This is a genomic window from Streptomyces durmitorensis, from assembly GCF_023498005.1.
In the GTDB taxonomy this organism is placed as follows: domain Bacteria; phylum Actinomycetota; class Actinomycetes; order Streptomycetales; family Streptomycetaceae; genus Streptomyces; species Streptomyces durmitorensis.
In genome coordinates, this window is sequence record NZ_CP097289.1 from 3,172,687 (window position 1) to 3,199,673 (window position 26,987).

The window sequence follows — 26,987 nt, forward strand, 5'->3', positions numbered from 1 at the left end:
CTCTCAACCCAGCAGGACGTCGTCGTCGCCGAGCTTCTTCAGCTCGCGATAGAGCAGAGCAAGACCGGTGACGATGGCGGCGGCGGAGACAGCGGCGTCGACGAGACGGAGCGTGTCGTTCTCCTTGCGGGCCATCCTGGCCTGCTTGACGACGGAGACCGCCCCGAACGCGGTGGTGGCCATCGACAGGTACGCGCCGGGCTTCGACTTCCTGAAGCCCTTCGCCTTGGCAGTCATCGGACTCATAGTGACGGTGCCTCCTCAAGCAGCGGGTGACCCCACCTTTCCACGAAGGCGGCCTCGACGGCGGCTCCCACCTTGTAAAGGCGGTCGTCCTTCATGGCGGGGGCGATGATCTGCAGCCCGACGGGCAGGCCGTCCTCCGGCGCGAGGCCGCAGGGCAGCGACATGGCGGCGTTGCCCGCCATGTTCGACGGGATGGTGCACACGTCCGCGAGGTACATCGCCATCGGGTCGTCGGCGCGCTCGCCGATCGGGAAGGCGGTGGTGGGCGTCGCGGGCGAGACGATCACGTCGACCTGCTCGAAGGCCTTCTCGAAGTCCTTCGTGATCAGCGTGCGGACCTTCTGGGCGCTTCCGTAGTACGCGTCGTAGTAGCCGGAGCTCAGGGCGTACGTGCCCAGGATGACGCGGCGCTTGACCTCGTCGCCGAAGCCCGCCTCGCGGGTCAGCGCGGTGACGTCCTCGGCGGACTTCGTGCCGTCGTCACCGACGCGCAGGCCGTAGCGCATGGCGTCGAAGCGCGCGAGGTTCGACGAGCACTCGGAGGGCGCGATCAGGTAGTACGCGGAGAGCGCCAGGTCGAAGGACGGGCAGTCAAGATCGACGATCTCGGCGCCGAGCTCCTTGAGCAGCGCCACCGACTCCTGGAAGCGCTGGACGACACCGGCCTGGTAGCCCTCGCCCGCGAACTGCTTGACGACACCGACGCGCATGCCCTGTACGGAGCCGTTGCGGGCCGCCTCGACGACCGAGGGCACCGGGGCGTCGATGGACGTCGAGTCGAGCTCGTCGTGCCCGGCGATGACCTCGTGCAGCAGGGCCGCGTCGAGGACCGTGCGGGCACAGGGGCCGCCCTGGTCCAGGGAGGACGAGAACGCCACCATGCCGTAGCGCGAGACGCCGCCGTAGGTGGGCTTGACGCCGACCGTGCCGGTGACGGCCGCGGGCTGGCGGATGGAGCCGCCGGTGTCCGTGCCGATGGCGAGGGGGGCCTCGTACGACGCGAGCGCGGCGCTGGAGCCGCCGCCCGAGCCGCCGGGGATGCGGGTGAGGTCCCACGGGTTGCCGGTGGGGCCGTACGCGCTGTTCTCGGTGGAGGACCCCATGGCGAACTCGTCCATGTTGGTCTTGCCGAGGATGACGACGCCGGCTTCCTTCAGCTTGCGCGTGACGGTCGCGTCGTACGGCGGGATCCAGCCTTCGAGGATCTTGGAACCGACCGTGGTCGGAACGCCCTCGGTGGTGAAGATGTCCTTGAGCGCGAGCGGGACGCCGGCCAGCGGGCCCAGCTTCTCGCCCTTCTCCCGCTTGGCGTCGATGGCGCGGGCCTGCGCGAGCGCGCCCTCACGGTCGACGTGCAGGAAGGCGTGCACCTTCTCGTCGACGGCCTCGATGCGGGCGAGGTGGGCCTCGGTGACCTCGACGGCCGTGAGCTCGCCGGAGGCGATCCTGGAGGCGATCTCGGCGGCGGTGAGCCTGATGATGTCGATCTTGCTGTCCGTCATGGTGGGTTAGTCCTCCCCCAGGATCTGCGGCACCTTGAAACGCTGCTGCTCTTGGGCCGGGGCTCCGGAGAGCGCCTGCTCGGGGGTGAGCGACGGACGGACCTCGTCCGCGCGCATGACGTTCGTCAGCGGCAGCGGGTGGGAGGTCGGCGGTACGTCTTGGTCGGCGACCTCGGAGACGCGGGCGACCGCGCCGATGATGTCGTCGAGCTGTCCGGCGAAGTGGTCGAGCTCTTCTGCCTTCAGCTCCAGACGTGCAAGGCGGGCGAGGTGGGCGACCTCCTCGCGCGTAATGCCAGGCATGCGGCGATCCTCTGGGGGTGAGTGTGTGGTTTGTGGCCCAATCCTATGGGGCCGCACCCCGTGCACGTGAAACGGATTCCCTCGGCAGGCCTCCGGGCAGGCCCAGGCCGTCGTTCCACCCCCGGCAGCCGGGCCGGTCCCGCGGCTACTTCACGGCGTCCGCCTCCGCGGCGGCGCGAGCCGCCGCCGCCTCCTCGGCGGCGACATCCACCGGCCTGCGCCAGCCGCGCGAGCCCCGCGCCCGCAGCCAGGCGGTCGTCTCGTCCGGCGGCATCGCCGCCGCGACGAGCCACCCCTGCACCGCGTCGCACCCCAGGTCGCGCAACCGCTCCCACGTCTCGTCGTCCTCGACGCCCTCGGCGACGACGAGCAGTCCCAGGGAGTGTGCGAGGTCGACGGTGCAGCGGACGATCTCCGCGTCTTCGTTGTCGATGGCAAGGCGCGCCACGAACGAGCGGTCGATCTTCAGCTCGCTGACCGGCAGCCGCCGCAGATGCACCAGGGACGAGTACCCCGTGCCGAAGTCGTCGAGCGACATCTTGACCCCGTGGCCGGTCAGACCGGCCAGCGTGTCCGCGGCCCGCTGCGGGTCCTCGAGGAGGACGTGTTCCGTTATCTCCAGTTGGAGCGCTCCCGCGGGTACGCCGTGCCGGGCCAGGCGTGCCGCGACCGCTCCGGCGAAGCCGGGGGTGTGCACGTCGCGCGGCGAGACGTTCACCGCGACGGGGACCTTGAGCCCCATCGCCTGCCACTTCGCCACCTGGGCGAGGGCCGTCTCCAGGACGTACTCCGTCAGGTGCGGCATGAGCCCGGACGACTCCGCTATGGCGATGAACTCGTCCGGCGGCACCTTCCCGCGTTCGGGATGCACCCACCGCACCAGCGCCTCGAGCCCCGCGACGCGACCGTCGAACTGGACCTTCGGCTGGTAGTGGAGCTCGACGTCACCCGCGTCAAGGGCCCGCCGCAGATCGCCCAACAGGCCCAGCCGGTCGGGGGTGTTGGAGTCGCGCTTGGACTCGTACACCTCGACGCCCGTGCGGTCCCGCTTGGCCTGGTACATCGCGACGTCCGCCCGCCGCAGCAGGCCCTCCGCGTCCATCGCGTGGTCGGGGAAGACCGCGAGCCCGGCGCTGGCCTCGAGGACCAGCGTCAGGCCGTCGAGATCGAGGGGCGAGCCGAGGGCCGCGACGAGCGACCGGGCCACGCGGGTGGCCGACGTCGTGGAGTCGGCGACCGGCAGCAGGACGGCGAACTCGTCACCGCCGAGCCGCGCGGCCTCCGCACCGCGGGGCAGGGCGAGGCGCAGCCGGTCGGCGATCTGCAGCAGCAGACGGTCGCCCGCGAGGTGGCCGAGGGTGTCGTTCACCGAACGGAAGCGGTCCATGTCGATCAGCATCAGGGCGGAGCGCGCCCCGATCCGCTCGGCGTCGTCCAGGGCCGTCCAGGTCCGTTCGAGCAGCCACTCCCGGTTGGGCAGGCCCGTGAGCGGGTCGCGGAGCTGATCCTCGGCCCTGGCCCGCGCGATCCACAGCGTCGAGTCGAGGGCGACGAGGGGGATCGCGAAGAGCGGCAGCAGGATGGGCGTCGAGGCCGCGACCACGCAGATCAGCGGGGCGATGCCGAGCAGCGCGACGCCGACCAGGCCCTGTCTGACCAGGGCGGTGCGGGTGACCGTGGGCAGGGCGCCGGTGCGCGGCGCGTGGACGTACCAGAGCAGGACGCGGGTGACGACGAGGTAGGCGACCGCGGCGAGCGCCACTTCGGGGGCCGAGTACAGGTCCCAGGTCTCGGGGAGCCAGGGCGACTGCACCGACGGCGCCGTGCCGAACGCGGCCATGGCGAGCGCGCCCGCGCCGATGCCGAGGATGTCGACGGCGCCGTGCAGGATGCCCTGGCGCCAGCGGTGGCGGCGCGCGATGCCGACCAGGACGACGACGGTGAGGCTGACCATTCCGGCGGGCACCCAGCCGTACAGCAGGAGCACCGCGACGGTGAGTGCGCCGCCCGATCCGGTGCCGCCCCACCAGCGGTCGCGGCCGAGCGCGACGAGGTGGCCGACGATCAGGCCCGTGAGGACGGCGAGGGACCAGCCGACCGTGCCGGAGGGAAAGAGCGTGCCGCGTCCGGTGAACGCGTGGAAGAAGCCCGTGCCGAGCACGACGGCGGCGACGGCCACGACGGCAACCGGAAGCACCGGCCAGGGGTCGCGCTCGCCGGACGCGTCGTCCGGGTCGTGCGCCTCGGAGCCGCGCCAGAGCGTCCTGCGCCGTCCGTCGGCGCCGGACTTGGCGGCGCAGGGCCCCGCCGCGTCCCTGCCGCCCGAGGCCTCGCCCACGTCGAGCTCCTGTGTGCCGTACCCGCCGACGGTGCTCCAGGCCCGCTCGCGTCGCTCAACTGCGGTGCTCGGGACGGCGGGGCGCCTGCTCTCGGCTTCGCGCGCCTCCCGTTCCGCTCTGCGTCCGCTGAGCCACGCGCCCGGTCCGCGCCGCAGGCGCGCGCGCAGCCGGGAGTCCGGTGCGGCGCTCTCGGTCGGTTCCATTCCCGTCCCTCTCACAGCCGGCGGTGCCCACGCCACGCGGACTCGGTCCAGAAGTCAGCCGCGTCTGAAACTCCTTCCCTTGCTCCCGGTGAGCAGGGGATACCCCAATCGCAGCGGGGCACGGCAGGCGCACACCTCAACAGTAGGCCGCAGAAGGCTTCTACGGGCAGCGGTCCACTACGGTTGCCCGAATGCGACCCGGCCACCCGTATGCCTCTGGTATGCGCTGAACGGGTGGCCTTCAACCGCTACTCCTCGGTCGGAAGCGCGACTTCCGCTGCCGCGTCCGGCCCCTGTTCCAGCAGGACGGCGAAGCCTTCCTCGTTAAGAACCGGAACCTTCAGCTGCATCGCCTTGTCGTACTTCGAGCCGGGATTGTCGCCCACAACTACGAATGCTGTCTTCTTCGAAACGGAACCGGTGACCTTTGCTCCCCGGCTCTGCAACGCATCTTTTGCGCCATCCCGCGTGTGGTTCTCCAGCGTTCCGGTCACGACGACGGTGAGGCCTTCGAGCGGTCGCGGCCCCTCGTCCTCGCCTCCGCCCTCTTCCTCCATGCGGACCCCGGCCGCGCGCCACTTGCGCAGGATCTCCCGGTGCCAGTCCTCCTCGAACCACTGCTTCAGGGAGGCGGCGATGGTCGGGCCCACGCCCTCCACGGCGGCGAGCTCCTCCTCCGTGGCCTGCTCGATGCGGTCGATCGACCGGAATTCGCGGGCGAGCGCCTCCGCGGCGACCGGGCCGACATGGCGGATGGACAGGCCCGTGATGATCCGCGCGAGCGGGCGCTCCTTGGCCGCCGCGATGTTCTCCAGCATCGAAACGGCGTTCTTCCTGGCCTCGCCCTGCTGGTTGGCGAAGACCGTGGCGATCTTCTCCTCGCCCGTCTTGGGGTCCCGCTTGGGCAGACCGCTGTCCTGATCCAGTACGTACGCCTTGATGGGCAGGAGGCGCTCGATGGTCAGGTCGAAGATGTCGCCCTCGTCGAGAATCGGCGGCTCGGAGGGCTCAAGGGGCTTGGTGAGCGCGGCGGCGGCCACATACCCGAAGTTCTCGATGTCCAGGCTCTTGCGGCCCGCGAGGTAGAAGAGCCGCTCGCGCAACTGGGCGGGGCAGGACTGGGCGTTGGGGCACCGGAGGTCGATGTCGCCCTCCTTCATCGGCCGCAGCGCCGTCCCGCACTCGGGGCACTCGGCGGGCATCACGAACTCCCGCTCGGTGCCGTCACGCAGGTCGACGACGGGGCCGAGGATCTCCGGGATGACGTCGCCCGCCTTGCGCAGGACGACCGTGTCCCCGATGAAGACGCCCTTCTTCTTCACCACGTCCTGGTTGTGCAGGGTGGCGAACTCGACCTCGGATCCCGCGACGGTCACGGGCTCCACCTGGGCGTACGGCGTGACGCGGCCGGTGCGGCCGACGCCCACGCGGATGTTGACCAGCTTGGTGTTGACCTCCTCGGGGGCGTACTTCCAGGCGATCGCCCAGCGCGGGGCACGCGAGGTCGAGCCGAGGCGGCCCTGGAGCGGGATCTCGTCCAGTTTCACGACGACGCCGTCGATCTCGTGCGCCACCGAGTGGCGGTTCTCGCCGAAGTACGTGATGAACTCCCGCACGCCGTCGAGCCCTTGGACCACCTTGTTGTGCTGGGCGGTGGGCAGGCCCCAGCCGTGCAGCAGCTCATAGGCGTGGCTGAGGCAGTCGATGTCGAAGCCCTCGCGGGCGCCGATGCCGTGCACCACCATGTGCAGCGGGCGCGTCGCGGTGACGCGCGGGTCCTTCTGGCGCAGCGAACCCGCCGCCGCGTTGCGCGGGTTGGCGAAGGGCTTGTCGCCCGCCTCCACCAGGCGGGCGTTCAGCTCCTCGAACTTCTCCATGGGGAAGAAGACCTCGCCGCGGATCTCGACCAGGGCGGGGATGTCGTCGCCCTTGAGGCGGTCCGGGATGTCCGCGATGGTGCGGACGTTCGGTGTGATGTCCTCACCCGTGCGGCCGTCGCCGCGCGTGGCCGCGCGTGTGAGCTTGCCGTCCTCGTACGTGAGGTTCACGGCGAGGCCGTCGACCTTCAGTTCGCACAGGAAGTGGTAATCGCCGGTGCCGACCTCCTTGGCCACGCGGTCGGCCCAGGCGGCGAGCTCCTCGTCGTCGAAGGCGTTGTCCAGGGAGAGCATCCGCTCGCGGTGCTGCACCGAGGTGAACTCGGTCTCGTACGCCCCGGAGACCTTCTGGGTGGGCGAGTCGGGCGTGCGCAGCTCGCTGTACTCGTCCTCCAGGGCCTGAAGCGAACGAAGGAGCTTGTCGAACTCGGCGTCGCTGACGACCGGTTGGTCGTTCACGTAGTACCGGAAGCGGTGCTCCTCGATCTGTTCGGCCAGCTGGGCGTGCTGATCCCGTGCCTCGGCGGGCACAGAGCCTTGCTGTTCGACAGCCACCGTTTCGTCCTCCCGTTACGTCATACCCAATTACTCAGGGTTGTCCGCGAGTGATCTCGCCGCCCTGGCGCAGTGGGCGAGCACCGCGCGCGCGTACGCGGGGGAAGCCCCTGCGAGCCCGCACGACGGAGTGACCACGACCGACTCCGCGAGAGAACCCGGATTCAGCCCCAGCCTGCGCCACAGCGTCCTGACACCCATGACGCTACCGGCAGGGTCTGACAATGAGCCGTCCACGCCCGCCACGACACCGGCGAAGAGCTTCGTGCCCCCCTCGACGGCCTCACCGATCGCCTCGTCGTCACGCTCGGTGAGGAGCGAGAAGTCGAACGAGATCGCGTCGGCCCCGGCACGGCGCAGGAGCGCGAACGGCACGTCGGGCGCGCAGGAGTGCACGACGGCGGGCCCGTCCGCGTGGACGCCGATGACGTCGCGCAGGGTGCTCTCCACGAGCTGCCGGTCCACGGCGCGGTGGGTGCGGTACTCGCTCGCCGTCTTGATGTGTCCGCGCAGGACGGCGACGAGCGAGGGTTCGTCGAGCTGCAGCACGATCTGGGCGCCGGGGATCCTGCGGCGTACGTCGGCAAGGTGGGCGCGCAGGCCCTCGGCGAGGGATCCGGCCAGGTCACGGCAGGCGCCGGGGTCGGAGAGAGCGGACTCGCCGTTCTTCAGCTCAAGCGCTGCCGCCAGCGTCCACGGCCCCACGGCCTGCACCTTGACCGGACCTTCGTACCCCTGGGTGAACTCCTCCAGGGCGTCGAGGTCTTCGCCGAGCCACGCCTTCGCGCGGCGCGTGTCCCGGCCGGGCCGGTCGCCGATGCGCCAGCCGCTGGGCTCCACGCGCGCGTAGAGCTCGACCAGCATTCCGGCGGTCCGGCCGATCATGTCGGCGCCCGGCCCGCGCGCGGGCAGCTCCGCCAGATACGGGAACTCCTCGAAGCTGCCCGTGACGGTCTTCGCGGTCTCCCGGGCGTCGCCGCCCGGCATGGACCCGATGCCGGTGGCCGGGCCCCAACTGATGTCGGTCACTGTCCCGGCCGCACCGTCAGGTCGTTGACCTCGGCGTCGCGCGGCAGGTCGATCGCCATCAGGATCGTCGTGGCGACCGACTCCGGGTCGATGAAGCGGGAGGGGTCGTACGCCTTGCCCTCCTGCTGGTGGACCTTGGCCTGCATGGCGCTGGCCGTGCGGCCCGGGTACACGGAGGTGACCCGCACGCCGTTGGCGTGCTCCTCGGCGCGCAGGGCGTCGGCCAGGGCCTTGAGGCCGTGCTTGGAGGCGGCGTAGGCGGACCAGTCGGCGTGGGCGCTCAGGCCCGCGCCCGAGTTGACGAAGACCACGTGGCCCTGTGCGACGCGCAGTTGGGGCAGGAAGTGCCGGGTCAGCTCGGCAGGGGCGATGAGGTTGACGTTGAGCTGGTGGCGCCAGGACTTGGGGGTGAGGTCACCGACCCGGCCCAGGTCGACGACGCCCGCGATGTGGAGCAGGGAGTCCACCCGGTCGGGCAGCGACTGGTGGCCGAACGCCCAGGAGAGCTTGTCCGGGTCGGAGAGGTCGCCCACGAGCGTGTCCGCCCCGGGGAATTGCGCGGCCAGTTCCTTCGCGCGGCCCGCGTCCCGTGCGTGCAGGACGAGGGCGTCGCCGCGTGCGTGGAGGCGGCGGGCGACGGCGGCGCCGATGCCTGAGCCCGCCCCGGTGATCACATGTGTTGCCATGCGTCCATCGTCGCACCCCGGCAGGTGCAGGTCAGCGCACGCCCATGGACTCCTCCAGGTGGGCGAGCGCGCCGACCGGCTCCTCGGCGAAGAAGACGAGACCGGTCAGCGGCACCGGCAGGAAGCCCTCGTCCTCCATGCGCTGGAACTGCTCCTTCAAGCCGTCGTAGAAGCCCGCCGAGTTGAGCAGGACCACCGGCTTGGTGTGCTTGCCGTGCTTCTTCAGTTCGAGGATCTCGGTGGCCTCGTCCAGCGTGCCCGTGCCGCCGACCATGATCACGACGGCGTCGGACTTCTCCAGGAGCAGCGCCTTGCGCTCGGCGAGGTCGCGCGCGATCACCATCTCGTCGGGCGCGGAGACAGCACGGGCCTTGGCGGCGAGGAAGTCGACGGAGACTCCGACGAGCCGCCCGCCCGCCTCCTCCACTCCATCGGCGACGACCTTCATCAGGCCGCTCTCCGAACCGCCCCACACCAGGGTGTGGCCGCCCCTGCCGAGCAGCTCGGCGAACTCGCGCGCGGGGCGGGTGTAGCGGTCGGGGAGGTCGGCTGCGGAGAGGAAGACACAGATGTTCATGGCTTCACCGTACGATCCGGCACAGACTGGGTGGGACGCGGCCGCTCACAGAAGGAGACCACGGTGACAGCAGGACACACGATCACCATCGAGCAGGGCACCGACCTCGTACGGGTGGTGCGGGACGGCCAGGTCGTGGCCGAGAGCCGACGCCCGCTGCTGCTGCGCGAGACGGGCTACCCGGTGCGCCACTACCTCCCGCCCCAGGACGTGCGCACCGATCTCCTGACCCCCTCGGACACCACCACGTACTGCCCGTTCAAGGGGACGGCGTCCTACTGGTCGCTGCCCGGCGCCGAGGACGGCAAGGACGCGGTCTGGGGTTATCCCGAGCCCAAGGACGCGGTGGCGCAGATCAAGGACCACTTCTGCTTCTACTCGTACGAAGTGGAAGCGGCCGACTAGCGAGCGGGACGGACGGAGGGCCTAGGCCGCCGCCGTGGCCCTCTCCGTCGTCGCGATCGTCGCCGACCCCACCACGCGCGTGCCGTCGTACAGCACGATCGCCTGGCCGGGGGCCACGCCGCGCACGGGCTCGTCGAAGGACACCCGCAGCTCCGAGCCGTCGACCAGCTCCGCGCGCACCGGCGTCTCGCCGCCGTGCGCCCGCAGCTGCGCGGTGTACGTGCCGGGCCCGGAGGGGGCCACTCCGCACCAGCGGGGCTTGATGGCCGTCAGGCCCGTGACGTCCAGGGCGGCCGCCGGGCCGACCGTCACGGTGTTGTTCACCGGGGAGATGTCCAGGACGTAGCGCGGCTTGCCGTCGGGGGCCGGGGTGCCGATCCGCAGGCCCTTGCGCTGGCCGATGGTGTAGCCGAAGGCGCCCTCGTGGGTGCCCAGCTTGTTGCCCTCGGCGTCGACGATGTCGCCCTCCGCCTTGCCGAGGCGGTCCGCGAGGAAGCCCTGGGTGTCGCCGTCGGCGATGAAGCAGATGTCGTGGCTGTCGGGCTTCTTGGCGACGGCCAGGCCCCGCTCCTCGGCCTCCGCGCGGATCTCCTCCTTGGTGGTGAGCGTGTCACCGAGGGGGAACATCGCGTGGGCGAGCTGGCGGTCGTCCAGGACCCCCAGGACGTACGACTGGTCCTTGGCCATGTCCGAGGCGCGGTGCAGCTCGCGCGTGCCGTCCTCGTTCACGACGACCGTGGCGTAGTGGCCGGTGACGACCGCGTCGAAGCCCAGCGCGAGCGCCTTGTCCAGGAGCGCCGCGAACTTGATCTTCTCGTTGCAGCGGAGGCACGGGTTGGGGGTGCGCCCCGCCTCGTACTCGGCGATGAAGTCATCGACGACGTCCTCGCGGAACCGCTCGGCCAGGTCCCAGATGTAGAAGGGGATGCCGATGACGTCCGCGGCGCGGCGGGCGTCGCGGGAGTCCTCGATGGTGCAGCAGCCTCGCGCGCCCGTGCGGAACGACTGCGGGTTCGCCGAGAGTGCCAGGTGCACTCCGGTCACGTCGTGCCCTGCTTCGGCGGCGCGCGCGGCGGCGACGGCGGAGTCCACGCCGCCCGACATGGCGGCGAGTACGCGAAGGGGGCGGGGGTGCTGCGGGGTCCGGTTCTCAGTCATAGCTCTAACAGGGTACGGGCCCGCGGGAACCAGCCGCCCGTGAGTAAGCGTTGACGATCACATGGGGGAAGAAAAGGACACGACGGCGGAGCAGGGCCGGGGGCGCCGGGGCGTCAATCGGCGGACGCTCCTGATCGGCGGCGCGGCGGCGGCCGTCGGCACGGCCGCGCTCGCTTCGGACCAGCTGGGCCGCCTGTGGTGGCGGCTGCCCGGCGTCGTCAAGAAGCGCAAGGAGGGCGAGGTCGACGCCCGGGGCGCCCAGTGGGTCGCCGCGTCCGACTACAACTGGCGCCGCGCGGACCGCCCCGACGACTACGGAATCGACATGGTCGTCATCCACGTGGTGCAGGGCGGGTACGCGACGGCGCTGAGGGTGTTCAAGGACCCGGCGCACGGCGCGGCGGCCCATTACGTGGTGCGCAAGGACGGGCACGTCGCCCAGATGATCCGCGAGCTGGACGTGGCGTTCCACGCGGGGAACAAGAGCTACAACGAACGGAGCATCGGCATCGAGCACGAGGGCTTCGTCGACCGGAAGTCCTCGTTCACCGATGCCATGTACGAGTCGTCGGCGCGGCTCACGGCCGGGATCTGCGAGCGGTACGACATCCCGGTGGACCGGAAGCACATCATCGGGCACGTGGAGGTGCCGGGCACGGACCACACGGATCCCGGGCCGCACTGGGACTGGGACCGGTACATAGGGCTGGTGAAGAAGGCCCGCACCGCCCTCGGGTGAGACGTCCTGCCGAGGGTGCGCCGGGTGACGCGGCCTACCGAAGGTGCACCGGCAGCGACTCCACCCCGTACACGATCGACAGCTTGCGGAACGCGAGCTCCTCGGGGTCGACCGCGAGCCGCATCCCGGGGAAGCGCTTCACCAGGGCCGGGTAGGCGGCGCGCAGCTCCATGCGGGCCAGTTCGGCGCCGATGCAGCGGTGGATGCCGTAGCCGAAGGCGAGGTGGCCCGAGGCCTTGCGGTGCGGGTCGAAGCCGCCGCCGTCGGGGGTGTACTTGGCGTCGCGGTTGCCGCCGCTGAGGGAGCACAGGACCAGGTCGCCCTTGGGGATGAGCACCCCGGCTATCTCGATGTCCTCGCGGGCGAAGCGCGGGAAGGCCACCTGTACGACGGTGAGGTAGCGCAGGGCCTCCTCGACGAAGGGGGCGGCCGCCGATTCGTCGTCCCGCAGCCGTGCGGCGGTCTGCGGGTCCTGCAGGAGCAGCAGGGAGCCGAGGGCCACCATGCTCGCGGTGGTCTCGAAGCCGCCGGTGAGGATGCCGTCGGCGAGACCGGCGAGCTCCTCGTCGTCGACCGTGTCGCCGTGCTCCTTCACGATCATGCCGAGCAGTCCGTCGCCCGGGTTCTCGCGCTGCTTCTTGACGACGTCCCGGAAGTAGGAGAGCGAGGCGGATATGGCCCCGAAGGGAGCGGTCGCCCCGCCGAAGAGGTCGAAGCGCTCCATGGCCAGCTGCTGGAAGTCGTGGCGGTCCTCGTACGGCACGCCGAGCAGTTCGCAGATCGTCAGCGACGGGATCGGCAGCGCGAAGGCCTCGACGAGGTCGACGGGCCCTTCGGCGGCTTCCATCGCGTCGAGCCGCTCCTCGACGATGGCCTCGATCCGGGGCGTGAGGCGGCGCAGCCTGCGCATCGTGAACTCGGGCGTGAGGATGCGGCGCAGATGCGTGTGGACCGGGGGGTCGCTGAAGCCGAGGCCGCCGGGGTTGTGGTCCTCGACCACGCCCGCGTTGCCCGCGAGGTTCGTGAAGTCGTTGCTGAAGCCGCCGGTCGCGCCGAGGACGGCCTTCACCTCGTCGTAGCCGGTGACCACCCAGGCGTCCATGCCGAACGGCAGCGGCACCTTGGAGACCGGCTGCTCCGCCTGGTGCTCGGTGAGCCGGGCCACCGGGTCGAGCCCGTCGCGGCGCATCGGCGCCAGCAGGGGCTCGGGCAGCCGCGAGATCGCCGAGGCGCTGATCCCGTTCTTCTGGATCCTGGAGAGATAGATGCGCCCGAGCCGCGCGGCGATGCGAGAGCGGAGGTTCGCCTTCAATGTGAACTCCATGAGGGGGTTGTCGTGCAGCCCCGAACGCGCGGAGCGGACTCGCGAGCGGCAAGCATAGATCGGCGAGCTGTGGGCGCCGTAGCCCGCTCCTGTGCCTGTCCGCCCGATAGCGGCTGAAACCGGCATCAACTCCGGGCGGGATCAACCGAGTCGTGCGTCACCCTGGTCACGTATCGTCGCGAACCGGGACCAAACTGGCGCCGCAGGAGGCCGGACTCAGCTCAGCCCCGCCGTCCGTGCCCGTTCCACCGCCGGGCCGATCGCCTGGGCCACCGCCGCCACGTCCGCCTTCGTCGAGGTGTGCCCGAGAGAGAAGCGCAGTGTGCCGCGGGCCAGGTCGGGGTCGGTCCCGGTGGCGAGCAGGACGTGGCTCGGCTGGGCCACGCCCGCCGTGCACGCCGAGCCGGTGGAGCACTCGATGCCCTGGGCGTCGAGCAGCAGCAGGAGGGAGTCCCCCTCGCAGCCGGGGAAGGTGAAGTGCGCGTTCGCGGGCAGGCGGTCGACCGGGTCTCCGCCCAGGAGCGCGCCGGGGACCGCCTCGCGCACGGCGGAGACCAGATCGTCCCGCAGCGCGCCGATCTCGCGGGTGAACCACTCGCGCTGCCCGGCGGCGTGCCGCCCCGCCACCGCGAACGCGGCGATCGCGGGCACGTCGAGCGTCCCGGAGCGCACATGACGCTCCTGCCCGCCACCGTGCAGGACGGGCACGGGGCTGTACTCGCGGCCGAGGAGCAGTGCCCCGATGCCGTACGGACCGCCGATCTTGTGCCCGGAGACGGTCATCGCGGCGAGGCCCGACGCCCCGAAGTCGACGGGCACCTGGCCGAAGGCCTGCACCGCGTCGGCGTGCAGGGGGATGCCGAACTCCGCCGCCACGTAGGCGAGTTCGCGGATCGGCATGATGGTGCCGATCTCGTTGTTGGCCCACATGACGGTGGCGAGGGCGACGTCGTCGGGGTTGCGCTCGATCGCCTCGCGCAGCGCCTCGGGGTGCACGCGGCCGTACGTGTCGACGGGGAGGTACTCGACGGTGGCGCCCTCGTGCTCGCCGAGCCAGTGCACGGCGTCGAGGACGGCGTGGTGCTCGACGGGGCTGGAGAGGACCCGGGTGCGCGCGGGGTCGGCGTCGCGCCGCGCCCAGTACAGGCCCTTCACGGCGAGGTTGTCGGCCTCGGTGCCGCCCGCGGTGAAGACGGTCTCGCTGGGGCGCGCGCCGAGCGACTCGGCGAGCGTCTCGCGGGCCTCCTCGACGGTGCGTCGCGCCCGGCGCCCCGCGGCATGCAATGAGGACGCGTTGCCGGTGACGGCGAGCTGGGCGGTCATCGCCGCGATCGCCTCCGGGAGCATCGGAGTGGTCGCTGCGTGGTCGAGGTAGGCCATGGTGGGCACGATTCTACGAGCCTCGCGGGGCCCCGCGTCCAAGCGGTGTCAGCCCGCGAGACCCCACGACACGGTGTTGTCCATGGACATCAGCACGGCGAGCACGACGAGATCGGCCACACCGAGCCCGAGTCCGAGGAGTGCGCGGCCCTTTCGGCTGGTCCCGCGCAGGAGCGCGATGCCCGCGAGGACGATCGCGATCGGGCCGAGGAAGAGGTTGAGGACGAGCAGTCCGAGCAGGCCGAGGACGAACGAGGCGACGGCCATGCCGTCGGTGTCACGCCGGCCGGTGGGGGCGGGGGCAGGGACGGGGTCGGGGGTGGAAGCGGTGGTGGGCTTGCGGGTGAGGGTGGTGAGTTCCATGGTGCGACTCCTTGCAGGTGCCGTACGGATCAGTGGTGACGCGCTCCGGGGTGGTGGCGCGCCCAGGACCAGTGGCGCGATCAGGACCGGCGACGCGCTCAAGACCGGCGACGCGCTCAGGACCGGCGACGCGCGTGCCGCTCGCGGACCGCGAACACCATGAGCCAGACGCCGATGACGACGGCGGCGACGAGGGTGACGGGGAGCGGCGCGTGGGCCACGGAGCCCAGTGCCACACCGAGCAGCAGGAGAGCGGCGACGAGGAACAACATGGGATGCCTCTCGTTGAGAATTCGGTGAACGCTTGTGGTAACAACTGTTCACTGACTCTGGAGTCTACCGCCTCTCCGGCTTCCCAATCTCGGAGAACAGTTGTTAACTGCATGGCATGAGTCACACTCTCGGCATCCGGCAGGCCCAGAAGCAGAAAACCCGGCAGGCACTCCTGGACGCGGCGCTCCAGCTGCTCGAGGAGCAGAGCCTGAGCAGCCTGGGTCTGCGCGAGGTCACCCGCGCCGTGGGCGTGGCCCCCACCGCCTTCTACCGCCACTTCCGCGACATGGCCGACCTGGGCGTGGCCCTGGTCGAGGAAGCCCTGAGCAGCCTGCACACCACGCTCGTCGCCCTCCTGGCGGCGACCGGCGACAGCGAGGGCGACGACGAGGGCGAGGAACGCATCGCGGCCACGGTCGAGTTGATCGTCGTCTATGTGCGCACCCACCCCGCCCACGTGCGCTTCATCGCGCGCGAGCAGCACGGCGGAGTACAGGCCGTGCGCTCCGCGATAGGCGGTCAACTCACCTTGTTCGCAAGGGAGGTGAAGGACCAGTTCGCCCGGGAGCCCGAGTCGGCGGGCTGGGACGAGGACGACCTCCTGATGCTGGCCAGGATGTACGTCGACCACATGGTGATGACCGCGTCCGCCCTCCTGGAGGCGTCGCCCGACACCGAGGAGCGGGTGGCGGCCAGCGCGCGCCGGCAGCTGCGCCTGGTGTCGCTCGGGCGACGCCACTGGCTGGACGAGCGGTGACCGGGGACGCGACGGGCGCCCCGCGAGCCTCGACTCTCCCGTAAGGAGCTACTAGCCTTACGGTCATGACGACCGACCGCGACTGGACGCTCGACCAGACCTTCGCAGGACCGACCGGCGCCGTCCGCTGGACCGCGCTGGGACCCCAGGACGCGCCGCCCGTCGTCCTGGTCCACGGCACGCCCTTCTCGTCGTACGTCTGGCGGGGCGTGGCCCACGCGCTCTCCCGCGAACACCGGGTGTACGCATGGGACCTGCCCGGCTACGGGACGTCGGAGATGCGCTCCGGGCAGGACGTGACCCTGGCCGCGCAGGCCCGCGTCCTCACCGGGCTCCTCGCGCACTGGGGCCTTGACGAACCCGCCGTCGTGGCCCACGACTTCGGCGGATGCGTCGCGCTGCGCGCCCACTTCCTGCACGGCGCCCGCTATGAGCGCCTCGCCGTCGTCGACCCGGTGGCCCTCGCCCCCTGGGGCTCCCCCGCCTACCGCCTGCTCGGCGCGAACGCCGACGTCTTCGCCCAGCTGCCGCCCGCCCTGCACGAGGCACTGGTGCGCAGTTACGTCGGTTCCGCGAGCCACCGCGGCCTGCACCCCGCGGTGCTCGACCGCCTGGTGGAGCCCTGGTGCACGCAGGAGGGCAGGCCCGCCTTCTACCGGCAGATCGAGCAGAACGACCAGCGGTTCACCGACGAGATCCAGGGCCGATACGGGGAGTTGGCGCTGCCCGTCCTCATCTGCTGGGGCACGGACGACACCTGGATCCCGGTCGAGCGCGGCCACGAGCTCGCCAAGCTGATCCCCGGCGCCCGGCTGCGTCTGATCGAGGGCGCGGGACATCTCGTACAGGAGGACGCGCCCGCCGAACTCACCGGCGAGCTGAGCCGTTTCCTGCGTACAGATCGGTGACCGCGGCGGCGGCGCCCTCCAGCTCGGCCCGCACCTCGGGCGGCGAGAGCACCTCCACACTCGCGGCGAACGGGAGCAGCGTGCGGGCGTCACCGACGACACCGAAACCAAGCCGGACGGTGATCCACTCGCTCTCCCCGTCGTCCTCGGGACGTGCGCTGAGGAACTGCCCCTTCAGGCGCAGGAACTGGGCGAAACGATCGCGCGCGACCCGCGCCGTCACGTCGACGCCGACCGGACGGTCCTCGACCTGGCGCTTCAGCACACGCCAGACGTCGGCGAGTTCGACACCGGGCCTGCGCCGCACGGGCACATCCGTGAGCGTCGCGGCCCGCACCCGGTCGGCGCGGAAGAGCTGGGGCGTGCCGCGCCGGTCGGCGACCAGATACCAGACGCCCGCCTTGGAGACGAGGCCGTAGGGGTCCACCGTGTACGTGCTCGGCTCCGCGTCGCCGCTGTGCCGGTAGCGCAGGCGCAGCCGACGGTCGGAGAACACGGCGTCCTGCAGCACGTCGAGGTCGGCGGTGACCGGATCCGATCCGCGCGGCCCCGGCATCCAGCGCGCCGCGTCGACGAGGATGCGCCGGCTCGTCAGCTCGGCGGCGGGACGGTGCGGTGCGGGCAGGGCCGCCATGACCTTGCGCAGCGCGGAGCCGATCGCGTCCCCGAGTCCGAGCGCGGCGTGCGCGCCCTGGGCGGCCAGGATGAACAGCGCCCGCGACTCGTCCGCCGTGAGCCCCGTGACGTCGGTGCGGAACCCGGGCAGGAGCGCGATGCCCCCGTGCCGCCCGCGCTCGGCGTACACCGGGACGCCGGAGGCCGAGAGCGCCTCGATGTCGCGGTAGATGGTGCGCACCGAGACTTCGAGACGGTCGGCGAGTTCATGGGCGGGGACCTGCCCGCGGGTCTGGAGCAGCAGCAGGATCGAGAGCAGCCGGTCGGATTTCACGCAGCCAAGGATGGCGGACGACGGCGTCGACGGCTGTCAGGTGATGCCGGGAAGGGGGACCTGTCGGCTCCTCCCGGGGCCTGCCTATGATTCAGGCGTGTTCGATTCCCGGCACATCAGGTCATTCCATGAAGTGGTCCGCACCGGTTCCTACTCCGCCGCCGCCCGCTCGCTCGGCTATACGCAGCCGGCGATCACCCAGCAGATGAAGGCGCTCGAACGGTCCGTCGGCACGGTCCTGTTCACCCGCGTCGGCCGCAGGATGCGGCTGACCGAGGCGGGCGAGGCGCTGTCCCGGCACGCGGGGATCATCCTCGGGAACATCAACGCCGCCGAGCAGCAGATGAACGCCATCACGGGCCTGCGCACCGGACGCGTCCGCATCTGCGCCTTCCCCAGCGCCAACGCCACCCTCATCCCCGAGGCGCTGGCCCGGCTCGCGAAGAGCCATCCCGGTGTGCGCGTCGAGCTCCAGGAGAACGAACCGCCCGAGTCGCTCCAGCGCCTGGTGGACGGCGACTGCGACATCACGCTGGCCTTCCACTACCCCGGCCTGCACGAGGACGTGCCGGACGAGGTGATGGAGATCCCGCTGATGGAAGACCAGTTGACGGTCCTCATGCCGGCCCGCCACCCGCTCGCCCGGCGCCGCTCCGTCCGGCTCGTCGACCTCGCGGACGAGCGCTGGATCGCGGGCTGCCTGCGCTGCCGCGCCAACTTCCTGCACGAGTGCGCCGAGCAGGGCTTCGCGCCGGACATCGCCTTCACCACGGACGACAACCTCGTCATCCAGAGCCTGGTCGCCGAGGGGCTCGGCATCGCGATGATGCCGGGGCTCGTCCTCAACTTCCTGCGCCACCGGGAGGTGACGGGCCGGGCCCTCGATCCGGCGTCGCGGCGGCAGGTCTCGGCGTACGCGCTCCGGGAGCACCTGCGGATTCCCGCGACGGCGCTGGTCCTTGAGGAGTTGAAGGCGGTCGCGGCGAACCGGATCGGCTGCTGAGGCGCTCGGCGGCCCTCCGAACACCCCGATCCATAAGCGGAAGTTGGGGCGAGGCTTAGAAACTGTCGTTGGACGTGATGGAAGCGCGGCAGGACGCTGCCTTTATGAGTGCCTCCATCACCGCGTACCGCGCAGCCCGCACCACCGGGCGTCTGGACGACCTCGTCGCCGGCGTCCGCGAGGCCGTCGGCCGTGGCCTGCCGCCGGACCTGACCGCGTATCTCGTCGGCGAGCGGCTCGCGCCCCACCTGGGCGCGGCCGATCTGCTCACCGACGAGCAGTGCGAGGGCGACGACGAGCGCTACCGGCAGCATCTGCTGCACGCCGAGCACGACGGCAGCTTCTCGGTGGTCGGCCTGGTCTGGCTGCCGGGCCAGCACACGCCGGTCCACGACCATGTCTCCTGGTGCGTCACCGGCGTCCACGAGGGCGCGGAGCACGAGCGGCGCTACCGCCTCGTCCCGGCCGCGTCCGGCTCCCCGGCGCGGCTCGTCGCCACCGAGGACCTGGTCAACCCGCAGGGCGCGGTGTGCGGCTTCGCACCGCCCGGCGACATCCACCGGGTCTGGAACGCCGGTACGGAGCGGGCGATCTCGCTCCACGTGTACGGCGCGGACATATCCCGCCTGGGCACCAGCGTGCGCCGGGTGTACGAGCTGCCGGCCGACCGCTGATGGCGCTGCTCGGGCAGCGGCCGCGCGCCGCCACCACGCCGCCCCGCCCCAGCGGCCCCCTGCCGGGACTCGCTCTCGCAGCCCTCGGCGTCGCGGCGGCCTGGGCGACGCATGCGCTGCTCCCCGCCGTCCCGATGCTGACGGCGGCGGTGGTGCTGGGCCTCGCGGCGGCGCATGTCCCGGGTGTGCGTGCCGTCGTACGCGGCCGGGGCAGGGCGGGGCTCTCCCTCGCGGGCAAGCGGCTGATGCGGCTCGGCATCGTGCTGCTCGGCCTGAAGCTGAGCCTGGACGACGTCCTTGGCCTCGGCTGGGCGACGGTGGCGATGGTGCTCGGAGTGGTCGCGGCGACGTTCTTCGGTACGTGGTGGCTTGGCCGCAGGCTCGGCCTGCCCGGCGACCAGCCGCTCCTGATCGCCACCGGCTACTCGATCTGCGGTGCGTCCGCGATCGGCGCGGTCAGCGAGGTGTCCGAGAGCGAGGAGCGGGACGCGGCGGTCTCGGTGGCCCTCGTGACGCTCTGCGGGACGCTCGCCATCGCCGTACTGCCCCTGTTGCAGGGGCCGTTGGGGCTGAGCGACGCGGAGTTCGGGCGGTGGGCCGGTGCGAGCGTGCACGACGTGGGGCAGGTGGTGGCCACCGCGCAGACCGCAGGGGCGGGGGCGCTGGGTGACGCGGTCCTGGTGAAGCTGATGCGGGTGGCGGTGCTCGCGCCGCTGGTGGCGGCGGTGGGTCTCTCCCTGCGGGCGCGGTCCGCCGCGCGCGGGGCGGGGGCGACTGCGGGGAAACGCAGGCCGCCGGTGCTGCCGCTGTTCGTGGCGGGGTTCCTGGGGATGGTCGCGGTGCGGAGCACCGGCTGGGTGCCGGGATCCGCCCTGGACCTGGCGGGTCACGTCCAGGAACTGCTCCTCGCGGCGGCCCTGTTCGGGCTCGGCGCCGCGGTGGACCTGCCCTCGCTCACCCGAACGGGCGGGCGCGTGGCGGCACTTGGGCTGTCCGCCTGGGTGGTGGTGGCGGGGGTTTCCTACGTGGGCGTCGTCCTCACGGCCTGACCGGGGCAGGAAGGCCCGCCCGGGGGAAAGAAGGCCCGCCCGGGGAAAGAAGGCCTGTCCGGCGCCGACCCGCCGGACAGACCCCGTCTAGTGGACCCCCGTCAGGAGAGCCGGACCCGGGCAAGCTGGCGCGACTGGGCGACCAGGCGATCCGCCGCGTCCCAGACCTCCGCGTCCTCCTCCAGGAAGCCCCCGGCGAGGTTCCGCGTGGTGATGGAAACCCGCAGGGGACCGGGCGCGGGCCTGGCCCGCACATGCACCGTCAGCTCCACGGTGGGGACCCAGCCGGAGAGGCCGAGCTCGAAGGCCGTCGGCGGCAGCGCGTCCACCGCGAGCAGCAGCGACAGCGGGTCGGCGTCACGGCCGTCCGCGAGGCCGAACCAGGCCCGCATCTCCCCCTTGCCCGAGGGCTGGCCGACGGCCCACCCGACGGTGGACGGGTCCAGCTTCAGGAAGAGCCGGTCACTGATCGCCGAACTGCCGGGCACAGGGCGGTGGTCCGGAGCGTCCTGCGGACCGAAGCACTGCTCGATCGGCGGCAGGGCGGGCGGCTTGGCCGTCGTGCGGACGTCGTCGGGAAGCCCCGCCAGATCTCCGTACGAGGCGAGCACGCGGATCCGCTCGACCTCGCGCCCCTCGTCGTCGTACTGGAAGAGGGAGGCCTGCCCGGTCGACAGGGTCCGCCCGGCCCGCGCCGTGTCCGTGCGGATGACGGCGGGCCCGGGGTGGGACGCCGTGAGGTAGTGCGCGGAGACCGTGAAGGGATCCGCGTGCGGCAGGGCGTCGGCCAGCGCGCGGCCGATGACCGCGAGGAGATAGCCGCCGTTGACGGCGTTGATGATCGTCCACCCGGCGGAGAGCTCGATGTCATAGACACCGGGCTCCCGCCGGGTGACCGCGGTGTCGCGGTCGAACTCGCTGTCGCCGATGCTCGCGGGCACCGCTGCCGGTATGGATGCTGCCTCTGCCATACCGGCAACGTACAACATCTAATTACTGAGCGGTAGCTTTTTCTGAGCGGTGGCTTTTTCGTCACGACGACGCGACGTCCTCCACCTCCACCGCCGTCGACCGCCGGTGCCAGGCACGCGGCGCGCGCCAGTGGTAGCGCAGGGCGAGCAGTCGCAGGACGAAGGCCGTGACCACGGCGAGGCTGCTGGTGAAGGCGTTCACCATGTCGTAGTTGATGCAGAGCGCGACCATCGCGGAGCCGACGATCGCGGGCACGGCGTACAGGTCGCGGTCCCAGCGCACCAGTGAGGGCACCTCGTTGGCGATGATGTCGCGCAGCACGCCACCGCCCACCGCGGTGGCCAGGCCCAGGGCGGCCGACGCGGTGAGCCCGAGGCCGTAGTCGTACGCCTTGGTCGTGCCCGTGACGCAGAAGAGGCCGAGGCCCGCCGCGTCGAAGACGTTCACCGCGAGCTGGGTGCGCTCCACCTCGGGGTGCAGGAAGAACACCAGGAGGGCCGCGAACAGCGGAGTGATGAAGTAGCCGAGGTCGGTGAAGGCCGCGGGCGGCACCGCACCGATGACCACGTCACGGATGAGCCCTCCGCCCAGCGCGGTGACCTCGGCGAGCACGGCGATGCCGAACACGTCGAAGTTCTTCCGCACGGCGAGCAGCGCCCCGGAGATCGCGAAGACGAAGATCCCGACGATGTCGAGCGCGTGCTGGACGGAGGGACTGAACAGATCCTGAATCACGCGACATTCTTACCTGCCCGCCGGCGCGGGCCTCACCAGGGCGGCACCGCAGGGCGGCACCGCGCGGCGACTACAGGGCGGGCTTGCCCTTCGTGAACAGCCACGTCTCGAACAGCGCGTCGAGCTGCTTGCCCGAGATCTTCTCGGCGAGCCGGATGAAGTCGGCGGTGCTCGCGTTCCCGTACTTGTTCTGCTCGGCCCAGGCCGGGAGCAGCTTGAAGAACGCCTTGTCGCCGATGCGCTCGCGCAGGACCTGGAGCGTCATCGCGCCGCGCTGGTAGACGGCGGAGGCGAACATCGTGTCGCGCTGCGGGTCGCCGACGACGATCTGCCAGAAGGGCGCGTCGGCGGGGCGCGAGTTGTAGCCCGCGAGGAAGGCGTCACGGGCGGTCTGCGTGCCCTTGTGCTCGCTCCACAGCCACTGGGAGTAGGTGGCGAAGCCTTCGTTGAGCCAGATGTCGTTCCACTTGTCGGGCGTGACGGAGTCGCCGAACCACTGGTGGGCGAGCTCGTGGGCGATGGTCGACTCGCTGCGGATCGCGGAGTAGACCGGCTTGGTCTGGGTCTCCAGGGAGAAGCCGGCCTGTGGCATGTCGTCGACGATCGCGCCGGTCTCCTCGAAGGGATAGGGGCCGAAGATCTTCGACCAGTAGTCGGTGACCTCCGCGGTGACGCCGTACACGTCGACGTTGTTGCTGTTCTCCAGGACCGGGTCGATGGCGACGTAGATCGGGGTCCCCGCCGGGGTCTTGCCCCTCTTCACGTCGAACTTCCCGATCGTGGCGGTCGCGAGGTAGGTCGCCATGGGCCTGGACTCGCGCCAGTGGGCGACGGTCTGTCCGCCCTTGTCGTACGTGCCGACGAGGCGGCCGTTGGAGACTCCGGTCAGGCCCTTGGGCGCCTTGATGCGGATGTCGAAGGCGGCCTTGTCCATCGGGTGGTCGCTGGAGGGGAACCAGGTCGACGCGGCGTTGGGCTCGCAGGCGACGAAGACGCCGTCGGTGGTCTTCATCCAGCCGTAGTCGGAGCCGAAGACGATGGGGCCGCTCAGCGGCTCGGGCACACCGCCGTAGGTGACGCTCGCGGTGAAGTTCTTGTTCTTGCGCAGGCTGTCGCGGGGGCTGATGCGGATCTCGTCGCCCTTGCGCGTGAAGTGCGCCCGTCTTCCGTTCACCTCGATTCTCGTCACCTCCAGCTTCTGGAGGTCGAGGTTGAAGGAGGAGAGGTTCTGGGTGGCGCGCGCGGTGATGGTGGTGCGGCCGTCGAGGCGGTCGGTGTCGGGGTTGTACGCCACGTCGAGGCCGTAGTGGCGTACGTCGAATCCGCCGTTGCCCAGCTGCGGGAAGTACGGGTCTCCGACGCCGTCGGAGCCCGGGTGGGGCCCGGGTGCGGCGGCGATCAAGCAGAAGGAGGCGGCGGCGGTGGCCAGTGCCCCCAGACGTGCCGAACGGGAGAGTGCCATGAGTCATCCCTTCGCGCATGTTCCGATGAAACGGACACGCAGACTCTGCACTCTCCCGTATGGGCGTGTACATGACCTGGTGACTGATTTTTACCAAGTCATCAGGCACTACTTGCCAGTTGGCTCCTGACCCGCGACTTCCGCTTCCGGGGCGGCCTTCGGGGCTTCGTCCTTCGCGGCGGCCTTCGGGGCTTCGTCCTTCGCGACGGTCTTCTTCGGGGTCGCGGCCTCCTCGGCCGTCTCCTCGGCCTTGCTCACCACCGACACCACGTCGATCGCCTCCTTGGCGACCTGCAGCAGCTTGGTGTCGCCCGGCTGCTGGTCCTCGGCGTTCTCCGGGTGGTGGCACGCCACCTGGTGGCCGGAGGCGAGGGCGATCAGCGGCGGCTCGGTCTTCGCGCAGATCTCCGTCGCCTTCCAGCAGCGCGTGTGGAAACGGCAGCCGGTGGGCGGGTCGATCGGCGAGGGGACGTCACCGCGCAGCAGGATGCGCTCGCTCTTGACGCCGCGTCGCCGGGGGTCGGGCACCGGAACGGCGGACAGGAGCGCCTTGGTGTACGGGTGCATCGGTGTGGAGTAGAGGTCCTTGCGGTCCGCGAGCTCCACGATCTTGCCGAGGTACATCACCGCGATGCGGTCAGAGACGTGCCGGATGACCGAGAGGTCGTGCGCGATGATCACGTACGTGAGGCCGAGCTCGTCCTGGAGGTCGTCCAGGAGGTTGACCACCTGCGCCTGGATGGAGACGTCCAGGGCGGAGACGGGCTCGTCGGCCACGACCAGCTTGGGCCGCAGCGCGAGCGCACGGGCGATGCCGATGCGCTGGCGCTGACCGCCGGAGAACTCGTGCGGGTAGCGGTTGTAGTGCTCGGGGCTGAGCCCCACGCGCTCCAGCATCTCCTGCACGTGCTTCTTCAGGCCGCCCTCGGGCTTGACGCCCTGCAGCTTGAACGGCGCACCGACGATCGTGCCGATGGTGTGCCGCGGGTTCAGCGACGAGTACGGGTCCTGGAAGATCATCTGGACGTCGCGGCGCAGCGGCCGCATCTTCCCGGTGTTCAGGTGCGTGATGTCCACGCCCTCGAACTCCACGCGGCCCGCGGTCGGTTCGAGCAGGCGCGTGATCAGACGGCCCATCGTCGACTTGCCGCAGCCCGACTCGCCCACGACGCCGAGCGTTTCACCGGGACGTACGTCGAAGGTGAGACCGTCGACGGCCTGCACCGCCGCCACCTGGCGCTGCAACAGCCCCTTCTTGATGGGGAAGTGCTTCACCAGGCCGTCGACCTTGAGCAGCGGCTCGGGCGAGCCGGAGGAACTCTTCGTCTGCGCCGGGATCGTCATCTCCTGGCCCTTCGCCTGATCTTTCGCATCGTCTTTCACAGCTTCGGCGCAATCTCTTCGGTCCAGATGCGGGTGCGCTCACCCTGCGACATGTGGCAGGCGGTGAAGTGACCCGGCGCGACCTCGTGCAGGTCGGGGCGCTCACGGCGGGTGATCTGGTCCTTGGGGATGTCGGCGTACGGGCAGCGCGGGTTGAAGGCGCAGCCGTCCGGCAGGTTGATCAGGCTGGGCGGGGAGCCCTTGACCGGCACGAGACGGTCGGTCTCCTCGCGGTCGATGCGCGGCATCGACCCCAACAGGCCCCAGGTGTAGGGGTGCTGGGGCTCGTAGAAGACCTTCTCGGCGGTGCCGCGCTCGACGCAGCGCCCGCCGTACATCACGAGCAGCTCGTCCGCCATCTCGGCGACCACGCCCAGGTCGTGCGTGATCATGATGACCGCGGAGCCGAACTCCTTCTGCAGATCCCGGATGAGGTCGAGGATCTGCGCCTGGACGGTGACGTCAAGGGCGGTCGTCGGCTCGTCGGCGATGAGCAGTTCGGGGTTGTTCACCAGGGCCATCGCGATCATCGCGCGCTGGCGCATGCCGCCCGAGAACTCGTGCGGGTAGCTGTCGACCCGCTTGTCCGGCTGGGGAATGCCCACCCGGTCGAGCATCTCGATGGCGCGCTTGCGGGCGACCTTCTTGTCCACGTTGTTGTGGACCCGGTACGCCTCCATGATCTGCTTGCCGATGGAGTAGTACGGGTGCAGCGCGGACAGCGGGTCCTGGAAGATCATCGCCATGTCGCGGCCGCGCAGCTTGCGCACCTGGTTCGGGTCCGCGCTGAGCAGCTCCGTGCCGTTCAGCCAGATCTCGCCGGACAGCTGGGCCTTGCGGCTGCCGTACTGCCCCGCGGTGTGCAGGCCGAGGATGCCGAGCGAGGTGACCGACTTGCCGGATCCTGACTCGCCGACGATGCCGAGGGTCTTGCCCTTCTCCAGCTGGAAGCTGAGCCCGTCGACGGACCTGACCAGGCCGTCGTCGGTCGGGAAGTGCACCTTGAGGTCGCGCACCTCGAGGAAGGCGGTGGGAGCGACCGCAGTGGCGACGGGTTCTCCGACCGCCGCTCCGGTCTTGTGCAGTTCGGTCATCCCAGCCTCACTCGCGGGTCGATGACGGCGTACAGAAGGTCGACGACGAGGTTGGCGAGCGCGATCGCGAGCGACGCGCACAAGGTCACGCCGAGGATCACCGGCAGGTCCTTGTTGCTGATGGCCTTGACCGCCTCCAGGCCGAGCCCCGGCAGGTTGAACGTGGACTCGGTGAGGACGGCGCCACCGAGGAGCACACCGAGGTCGAGGCCGAAGACCGTGAGGATCGGCGTCATGGCGGAGCGCAGCGCGTGCCGTCTGATGACGACGGCCTCGCCGAGCCCCTTGGCGCGCGCGGTGCGGATGTAGTCCTCACCGAGCACTTCCAGCATGGTCGCGCGGGTGAGCCGTGCGTACATGGCGGCGTTGAGGAACGCGAGCACGATCCAGGGAAGGATCAGGGTCTCGAACCAGATGTTGATCGGATCGTCCGTGGTGAGGGTGTCCTCGATCTTCACCCAGCCGAGCGTGTGGACGAAGAGCCCCATCGCGATCATGCCGGTGAAGAAGATCGGGAGCGAGACGCCGCCGAGGGCGGTGATCATCGCGGAACGGTCCCAGATGGTGCCCCGCTTGAGCGCGGAGAGCACACCGGTGGCGACACCGGCGACCAGCCACAGCACACACGCACCGGCGGCGAGCGCCGCGGTGACGGGCAGGGCGTCCTTGAGGGTCTCCCAGACGGGCGCCTCGGTACGGAAGGAGTATCCGAAGCAGGGGGCCGGACAGTGGGTGACGTCGGCCCCGTTGGCGTAGTCACGCCCCATCGGGATGCCCTTGACGAAGTCCCAGAACTGGACGAGCAGAGGATCGTCCAGACCCAGTTTGATCCGGATGCCAGCGAGCTGCTCGGCTCCGGACGACTTGCCGGCGAAGAGGACGGCGATGTCCTGTCCCGCCCACTTGGGCAGCATGAAGAAGACGGTGAAGGTCGCGAGCAGTACGACCAGCACCATGACGACAACGGCGATCAGGCGCCGGATGAGATAAGCAAGCACTGTGCGCGGCCCGGCGGTGGCCGGGGCCCCCTTGTGAGGGGTCC

27 protein-coding genes are annotated in these 26,987 nt (G+C 70.8%); 7 read left to right on the plus strand and 20 right to left on the minus strand.

The annotated features are described in order from the left end of the window. Nucleotides 1-3: 3 nt before the first annotated feature. The 8 genes from M4V62_RS14010 to M4V62_RS14045 all read right to left on the minus strand — a co-directional run bounded on the left by M4V62_RS14010 (nt 4) and on the right by M4V62_RS14045 (nt 9,317). Nucleotides 4-246, minus strand: a complete 243-nt coding sequence (locus M4V62_RS14010) for a hypothetical protein (RefSeq protein ID WP_249587590.1) — start codon at nt 244-246, stop codon at nt 4-6. Beyond that, nucleotides 243-1,748: an Asp-tRNA(Asn)/Glu-tRNA(Gln) amidotransferase subunit GatA gene (gatA, locus tag M4V62_RS14015; RefSeq protein ID WP_249587591.1), complete on the minus strand. Its 1,506-nt coding sequence runs from the start codon at nt 1,746-1,748 to the stop codon at nt 243-245. The genes M4V62_RS14010 and gatA overlap by 4 nt, the downstream gene beginning before the upstream one ends. A 6-nt stretch (nt 1,749-1,754) precedes the next feature. After that, the gene (gene gatC / locus M4V62_RS14020; RefSeq protein ID WP_010984178.1) at nt 1,755-2,051 is read right to left on the minus strand and encodes an Asp-tRNA(Asn)/Glu-tRNA(Gln) amidotransferase subunit GatC; all 297 of its coding nucleotides are present in this window, start codon (nt 2,049-2,051) and stop codon (nt 1,755-1,757) included. Between the two features lie 145 nt (nt 2,052-2,196). After that, nucleotides 2,197-4,593, minus strand: coding sequence for a putative bifunctional diguanylate cyclase/phosphodiesterase (locus M4V62_RS14025; protein WP_249587592.1), 2,397 nt, complete (start codon nt 4,591-4,593; stop codon nt 2,197-2,199). 248 nt (nt 4,594-4,841) lie between these two features. Continuing rightward, nucleotides 4,842-7,025: an NAD-dependent DNA ligase LigA gene (ligA, locus tag M4V62_RS14030; protein ID WP_249587593.1), complete on the minus strand. Its 2,184-nt coding sequence runs from the start codon at nt 7,023-7,025 to the stop codon at nt 4,842-4,844. A gap of 30 nt (nt 7,026-7,055) precedes the next feature. After that, on the minus strand, nt 7,056-8,054 hold the full coding sequence (locus tag M4V62_RS14035) for a methionine synthase (RefSeq protein WP_283779082.1): 999 nt from the start codon (nt 8,052-8,054) through the stop codon (nt 7,056-7,058). Further along, the gene (locus M4V62_RS14040) at nt 8,051-8,740 is read right to left on the minus strand and encodes an SDR family oxidoreductase (RefSeq protein WP_249587594.1); all 690 of its coding nucleotides are present in this window, start codon (nt 8,738-8,740) and stop codon (nt 8,051-8,053) included. The genes M4V62_RS14035 and M4V62_RS14040 overlap by 4 nt, the downstream gene beginning before the upstream one ends. A gap of 31 nt (nt 8,741-8,771) precedes the next feature. Beyond that, nucleotides 8,772-9,317: an LOG family protein gene (locus tag M4V62_RS14045; protein WP_249587595.1), complete on the minus strand. Its 546-nt coding sequence runs from the start codon at nt 9,315-9,317 to the stop codon at nt 8,772-8,774. 63 nt (nt 9,318-9,380) lie between these two features. Here M4V62_RS14045 and M4V62_RS14050 point away from each other — a divergent pair, with 63 nt between their 5' ends. Next, nucleotides 9,381-9,722, plus strand: a complete 342-nt coding sequence (locus tag M4V62_RS14050; protein WP_249587596.1) for a DUF427 domain-containing protein — start codon at nt 9,381-9,383, stop codon at nt 9,720-9,722. A 21-nt stretch (nt 9,723-9,743) separates the two neighbouring features. Here M4V62_RS14050 and mnmA read toward each other — a convergent pair whose 3' ends face one another. Further along, entirely contained in the window at nt 9,744-10,880 is a 1,137-nt protein-coding gene (gene mnmA, locus M4V62_RS14055) for a tRNA 2-thiouridine(34) synthase MnmA (protein ID WP_249587597.1), read from the minus strand. 61 nt (nt 10,881-10,941) lie between these two features. On the opposite strand from mnmA, the gene M4V62_RS14060 reads away from it, so the two are divergent. Then, a complete protein-coding gene (locus M4V62_RS14060; RefSeq protein ID WP_249587598.1) occupies nt 10,942-11,619 on the plus strand; it encodes an N-acetylmuramoyl-L-alanine amidase in 678 nt (225 codons plus the stop codon). Nucleotides 11,620-11,653: 34 nt separating this feature from the next. Here M4V62_RS14060 and M4V62_RS14065 read toward each other — a convergent pair whose 3' ends face one another. From M4V62_RS14065 to M4V62_RS14080, 4 genes are all read right to left on the minus strand, one after another. Continuing rightward, the gene (locus M4V62_RS14065; protein WP_249587599.1) at nt 11,654-12,943 is read right to left on the minus strand and encodes a cytochrome P450; all 1,290 of its coding nucleotides are present in this window, start codon (nt 12,941-12,943) and stop codon (nt 11,654-11,656) included. A gap of 216 nt (nt 12,944-13,159) precedes the next feature. Beyond that, nucleotides 13,160-14,323, minus strand: coding sequence for a cysteine desulfurase family protein (locus M4V62_RS14070; protein ID WP_249587600.1), 1,164 nt, complete (start codon nt 14,321-14,323; stop codon nt 13,160-13,162). Between the two features lie 48 nt (nt 14,324-14,371). Next, nucleotides 14,372-14,686 carry a hypothetical protein gene (locus tag M4V62_RS14075; RefSeq protein WP_425575294.1) on the minus strand — a complete coding sequence of 105 codons (315 nt, stop codon included), beginning with the start codon at nt 14,684-14,686 and terminating at the stop codon, nt 14,372-14,374. A 116-nt stretch (nt 14,687-14,802) separates the two neighbouring features. Further along, nucleotides 14,803-14,958: a hypothetical protein gene (locus M4V62_RS14080; RefSeq protein WP_249587601.1), complete on the minus strand. Its 156-nt coding sequence runs from the start codon at nt 14,956-14,958 to the stop codon at nt 14,803-14,805. 116 nt (nt 14,959-15,074) lie between these two features. Between M4V62_RS14080 and M4V62_RS14085 the strand changes: the two genes are divergently transcribed. Both M4V62_RS14085 and M4V62_RS14090 read left to right on the plus strand, forming a co-directional pair. After that, a complete protein-coding gene (locus M4V62_RS14085) occupies nt 15,075-15,716 on the plus strand; it encodes a TetR family transcriptional regulator (RefSeq protein WP_249587602.1) in 642 nt (213 codons plus the stop codon). 65 nt (nt 15,717-15,781) lie between these two features. Continuing rightward, nucleotides 15,782-16,624: an alpha/beta fold hydrolase gene (locus M4V62_RS14090; protein ID WP_249587603.1), complete on the plus strand. Its 843-nt coding sequence runs from the start codon at nt 15,782-15,784 to the stop codon at nt 16,622-16,624. Here M4V62_RS14090 and M4V62_RS14095 read toward each other — a convergent pair. Beyond that, on the minus strand, nt 16,584-17,573 hold the full coding sequence (locus tag M4V62_RS14095) for a helix-turn-helix transcriptional regulator (protein WP_249587604.1): 990 nt from the start codon (nt 17,571-17,573) through the stop codon (nt 16,584-16,586). The two genes, M4V62_RS14090 and M4V62_RS14095, sit on opposite strands and share 41 nt — an antisense overlap. Nucleotides 17,574-17,670: 97 nt before the next feature. On the opposite strand from M4V62_RS14095, the gene M4V62_RS14100 reads away from it, so the two are divergent. From M4V62_RS14100 to M4V62_RS14110, 3 genes are all read left to right on the plus strand, one after another. After that, complete coding sequence (locus M4V62_RS14100) at nt 17,671-18,576, plus strand: LysR family transcriptional regulator (RefSeq protein WP_249587605.1); 906 nt, start codon at nt 17,671-17,673, stop codon at nt 18,574-18,576. 104 nt (nt 18,577-18,680) lie between these two features. Beyond that, nucleotides 18,681-19,250: a cysteine dioxygenase family protein gene (locus M4V62_RS14105; RefSeq protein ID WP_249587606.1), complete on the plus strand. Its 570-nt coding sequence runs from the start codon at nt 18,681-18,683 to the stop codon at nt 19,248-19,250. Beyond that, the gene (locus tag M4V62_RS14110) at nt 19,250-20,299 is read left to right on the plus strand and encodes a YeiH family protein (protein ID WP_249587607.1); all 1,050 of its coding nucleotides are present in this window, start codon (nt 19,250-19,252) and stop codon (nt 20,297-20,299) included. The genes M4V62_RS14105 and M4V62_RS14110 overlap by 1 nt, the downstream gene beginning before the upstream one ends. Nucleotides 20,300-20,400: 101 nt before the next feature. On the opposite strand, the gene M4V62_RS14115 is transcribed toward M4V62_RS14110, so the two are convergent. The 6 genes from M4V62_RS14115 to M4V62_RS14140 all read right to left on the minus strand — a co-directional run bounded on the left by M4V62_RS14115 (nt 20,401) and on the right by M4V62_RS14140 (nt 26,943). Beyond that, on the minus strand, nt 20,401-21,270 hold the full coding sequence (locus M4V62_RS14115; protein WP_249587608.1) for a thioesterase family protein: 870 nt from the start codon (nt 21,268-21,270) through the stop codon (nt 20,401-20,403). A gap of 61 nt (nt 21,271-21,331) precedes the next feature. Continuing rightward, nucleotides 21,332-22,006, minus strand: a complete 675-nt coding sequence (locus tag M4V62_RS14120) for a trimeric intracellular cation channel family protein (protein ID WP_249587609.1) — start codon at nt 22,004-22,006, stop codon at nt 21,332-21,334. A 70-nt stretch (nt 22,007-22,076) separates the two neighbouring features. After that, on the minus strand, nt 22,077-23,468 hold the full coding sequence (locus M4V62_RS14125) for a M1 family metallopeptidase (RefSeq protein ID WP_249587610.1): 1,392 nt from the start codon (nt 23,466-23,468) through the stop codon (nt 22,077-22,079). A gap of 108 nt (nt 23,469-23,576) precedes the next feature. Then, a complete protein-coding gene (locus M4V62_RS14130; protein WP_249587611.1) occupies nt 23,577-24,812 on the minus strand; it encodes an ABC transporter ATP-binding protein in 1,236 nt (411 codons plus the stop codon). 35 nt (nt 24,813-24,847) lie between these two features. Next, a complete protein-coding gene (locus tag M4V62_RS14135) occupies nt 24,848-25,945 on the minus strand; it encodes an ABC transporter ATP-binding protein (protein ID WP_249587612.1) in 1,098 nt (365 codons plus the stop codon). Next, complete coding sequence (locus tag M4V62_RS14140) at nt 25,942-26,943, minus strand: ABC transporter permease (protein ID WP_249592822.1); 1,002 nt, start codon at nt 26,941-26,943, stop codon at nt 25,942-25,944. Before M4V62_RS14140 ends, M4V62_RS14135 begins: the two co-directional genes overlap by 4 nt. Nucleotides 26,944-26,987 lie beyond the last annotated feature (44 nt).

Coding starts and splice junctions, on each gene's coding strand:
- M4V62_RS14010 (WP_249587590.1), bottom strand. CDS start 246: ATGAGTCCGATGACTGCCAAGGCGAAGGGCTTCAGGAAGTCGAAGCCC.
- gatA (WP_249587591.1), bottom strand. CDS start 1,748: ATGACGGACAGCAAGATCGACATCATCAGGCTCACCGCCGCCGAGATC.
- gatC (WP_010984178.1), bottom strand. CDS start 2,051: ATGCCTGGCATTACGCGCGAGGAGGTCGCCCACCTCGCCCGCCTTGCA.
- M4V62_RS14025 (WP_249587592.1), bottom strand. CDS start 4,593: ATGGAACCGACCGAGAGCGCCGCACCGGACTCCCGGCTGCGCGCGCGC.
- M4V62_RS14040 (WP_249587594.1), bottom strand. CDS start 8,740: ATGGCAACACATGTGATCACCGGGGCGGGCTCAGGCATCGGCGCCGCC.
- M4V62_RS14045 (WP_249587595.1), bottom strand. CDS start 9,317: ATGAACATCTGTGTCTTCCTCTCCGCAGCCGACCTCCCCGACCGCTAC.
- mnmA (WP_249587597.1), bottom strand. CDS start 10,880: ATGACTGAGAACCGGACCCCGCAGCACCCCCGCCCCCTTCGCGTACTC.
- M4V62_RS14060 (WP_249587598.1), top strand. CDS start 10,942: ATGGGGGAAGAAAAGGACACGACGGCGGAGCAGGGCCGGGGGCGCCGG.
- M4V62_RS14065 (WP_249587599.1), bottom strand. CDS start 12,943: ATGGAGTTCACATTGAAGGCGAACCTCCGCTCTCGCATCGCCGCGCGG.
- M4V62_RS14070 (WP_249587600.1), bottom strand. CDS start 14,323: ATGGCCTACCTCGACCACGCAGCGACCACTCCGATGCTCCCGGAGGCG.
- M4V62_RS14075 (WP_425575294.1), bottom strand. CDS start 14,686: ATGGAACTCACCACCCTCACCCGCAAGCCCACCACCGCTTCCACCCCC.
- M4V62_RS14080 (WP_249587601.1), bottom strand. CDS start 14,958: ATGTTGTTCCTCGTCGCCGCTCTCCTGCTGCTCGGTGTGGCACTGGGC.
- M4V62_RS14085 (WP_249587602.1), top strand. CDS start 15,075: ATGAGTCACACTCTCGGCATCCGGCAGGCCCAGAAGCAGAAAACCCGG.
- M4V62_RS14090 (WP_249587603.1), top strand. CDS start 15,782: ATGACGACCGACCGCGACTGGACGCTCGACCAGACCTTCGCAGGACCG.
- M4V62_RS14105 (WP_249587606.1), top strand. CDS start 18,681: ATGAGTGCCTCCATCACCGCGTACCGCGCAGCCCGCACCACCGGGCGT.
- M4V62_RS14110 (WP_249587607.1), top strand. CDS start 19,250: ATGGCGCTGCTCGGGCAGCGGCCGCGCGCCGCCACCACGCCGCCCCGC.
- M4V62_RS14115 (WP_249587608.1), bottom strand. CDS start 21,270: ATGGCAGAGGCAGCATCCATACCGGCAGCGGTGCCCGCGAGCATCGGC.
- M4V62_RS14125 (WP_249587610.1), bottom strand. CDS start 23,468: ATGGCACTCTCCCGTTCGGCACGTCTGGGGGCACTGGCCACCGCCGCC.
- M4V62_RS14130 (WP_249587611.1), bottom strand. CDS start 24,812: ATGACGATCCCGGCGCAGACGAAGAGTTCCTCCGGCTCGCCCGAGCCG.
- M4V62_RS14135 (WP_249587612.1), bottom strand. CDS start 25,945: ATGACCGAACTGCACAAGACCGGAGCGGCGGTCGGAGAACCCGTCGCC.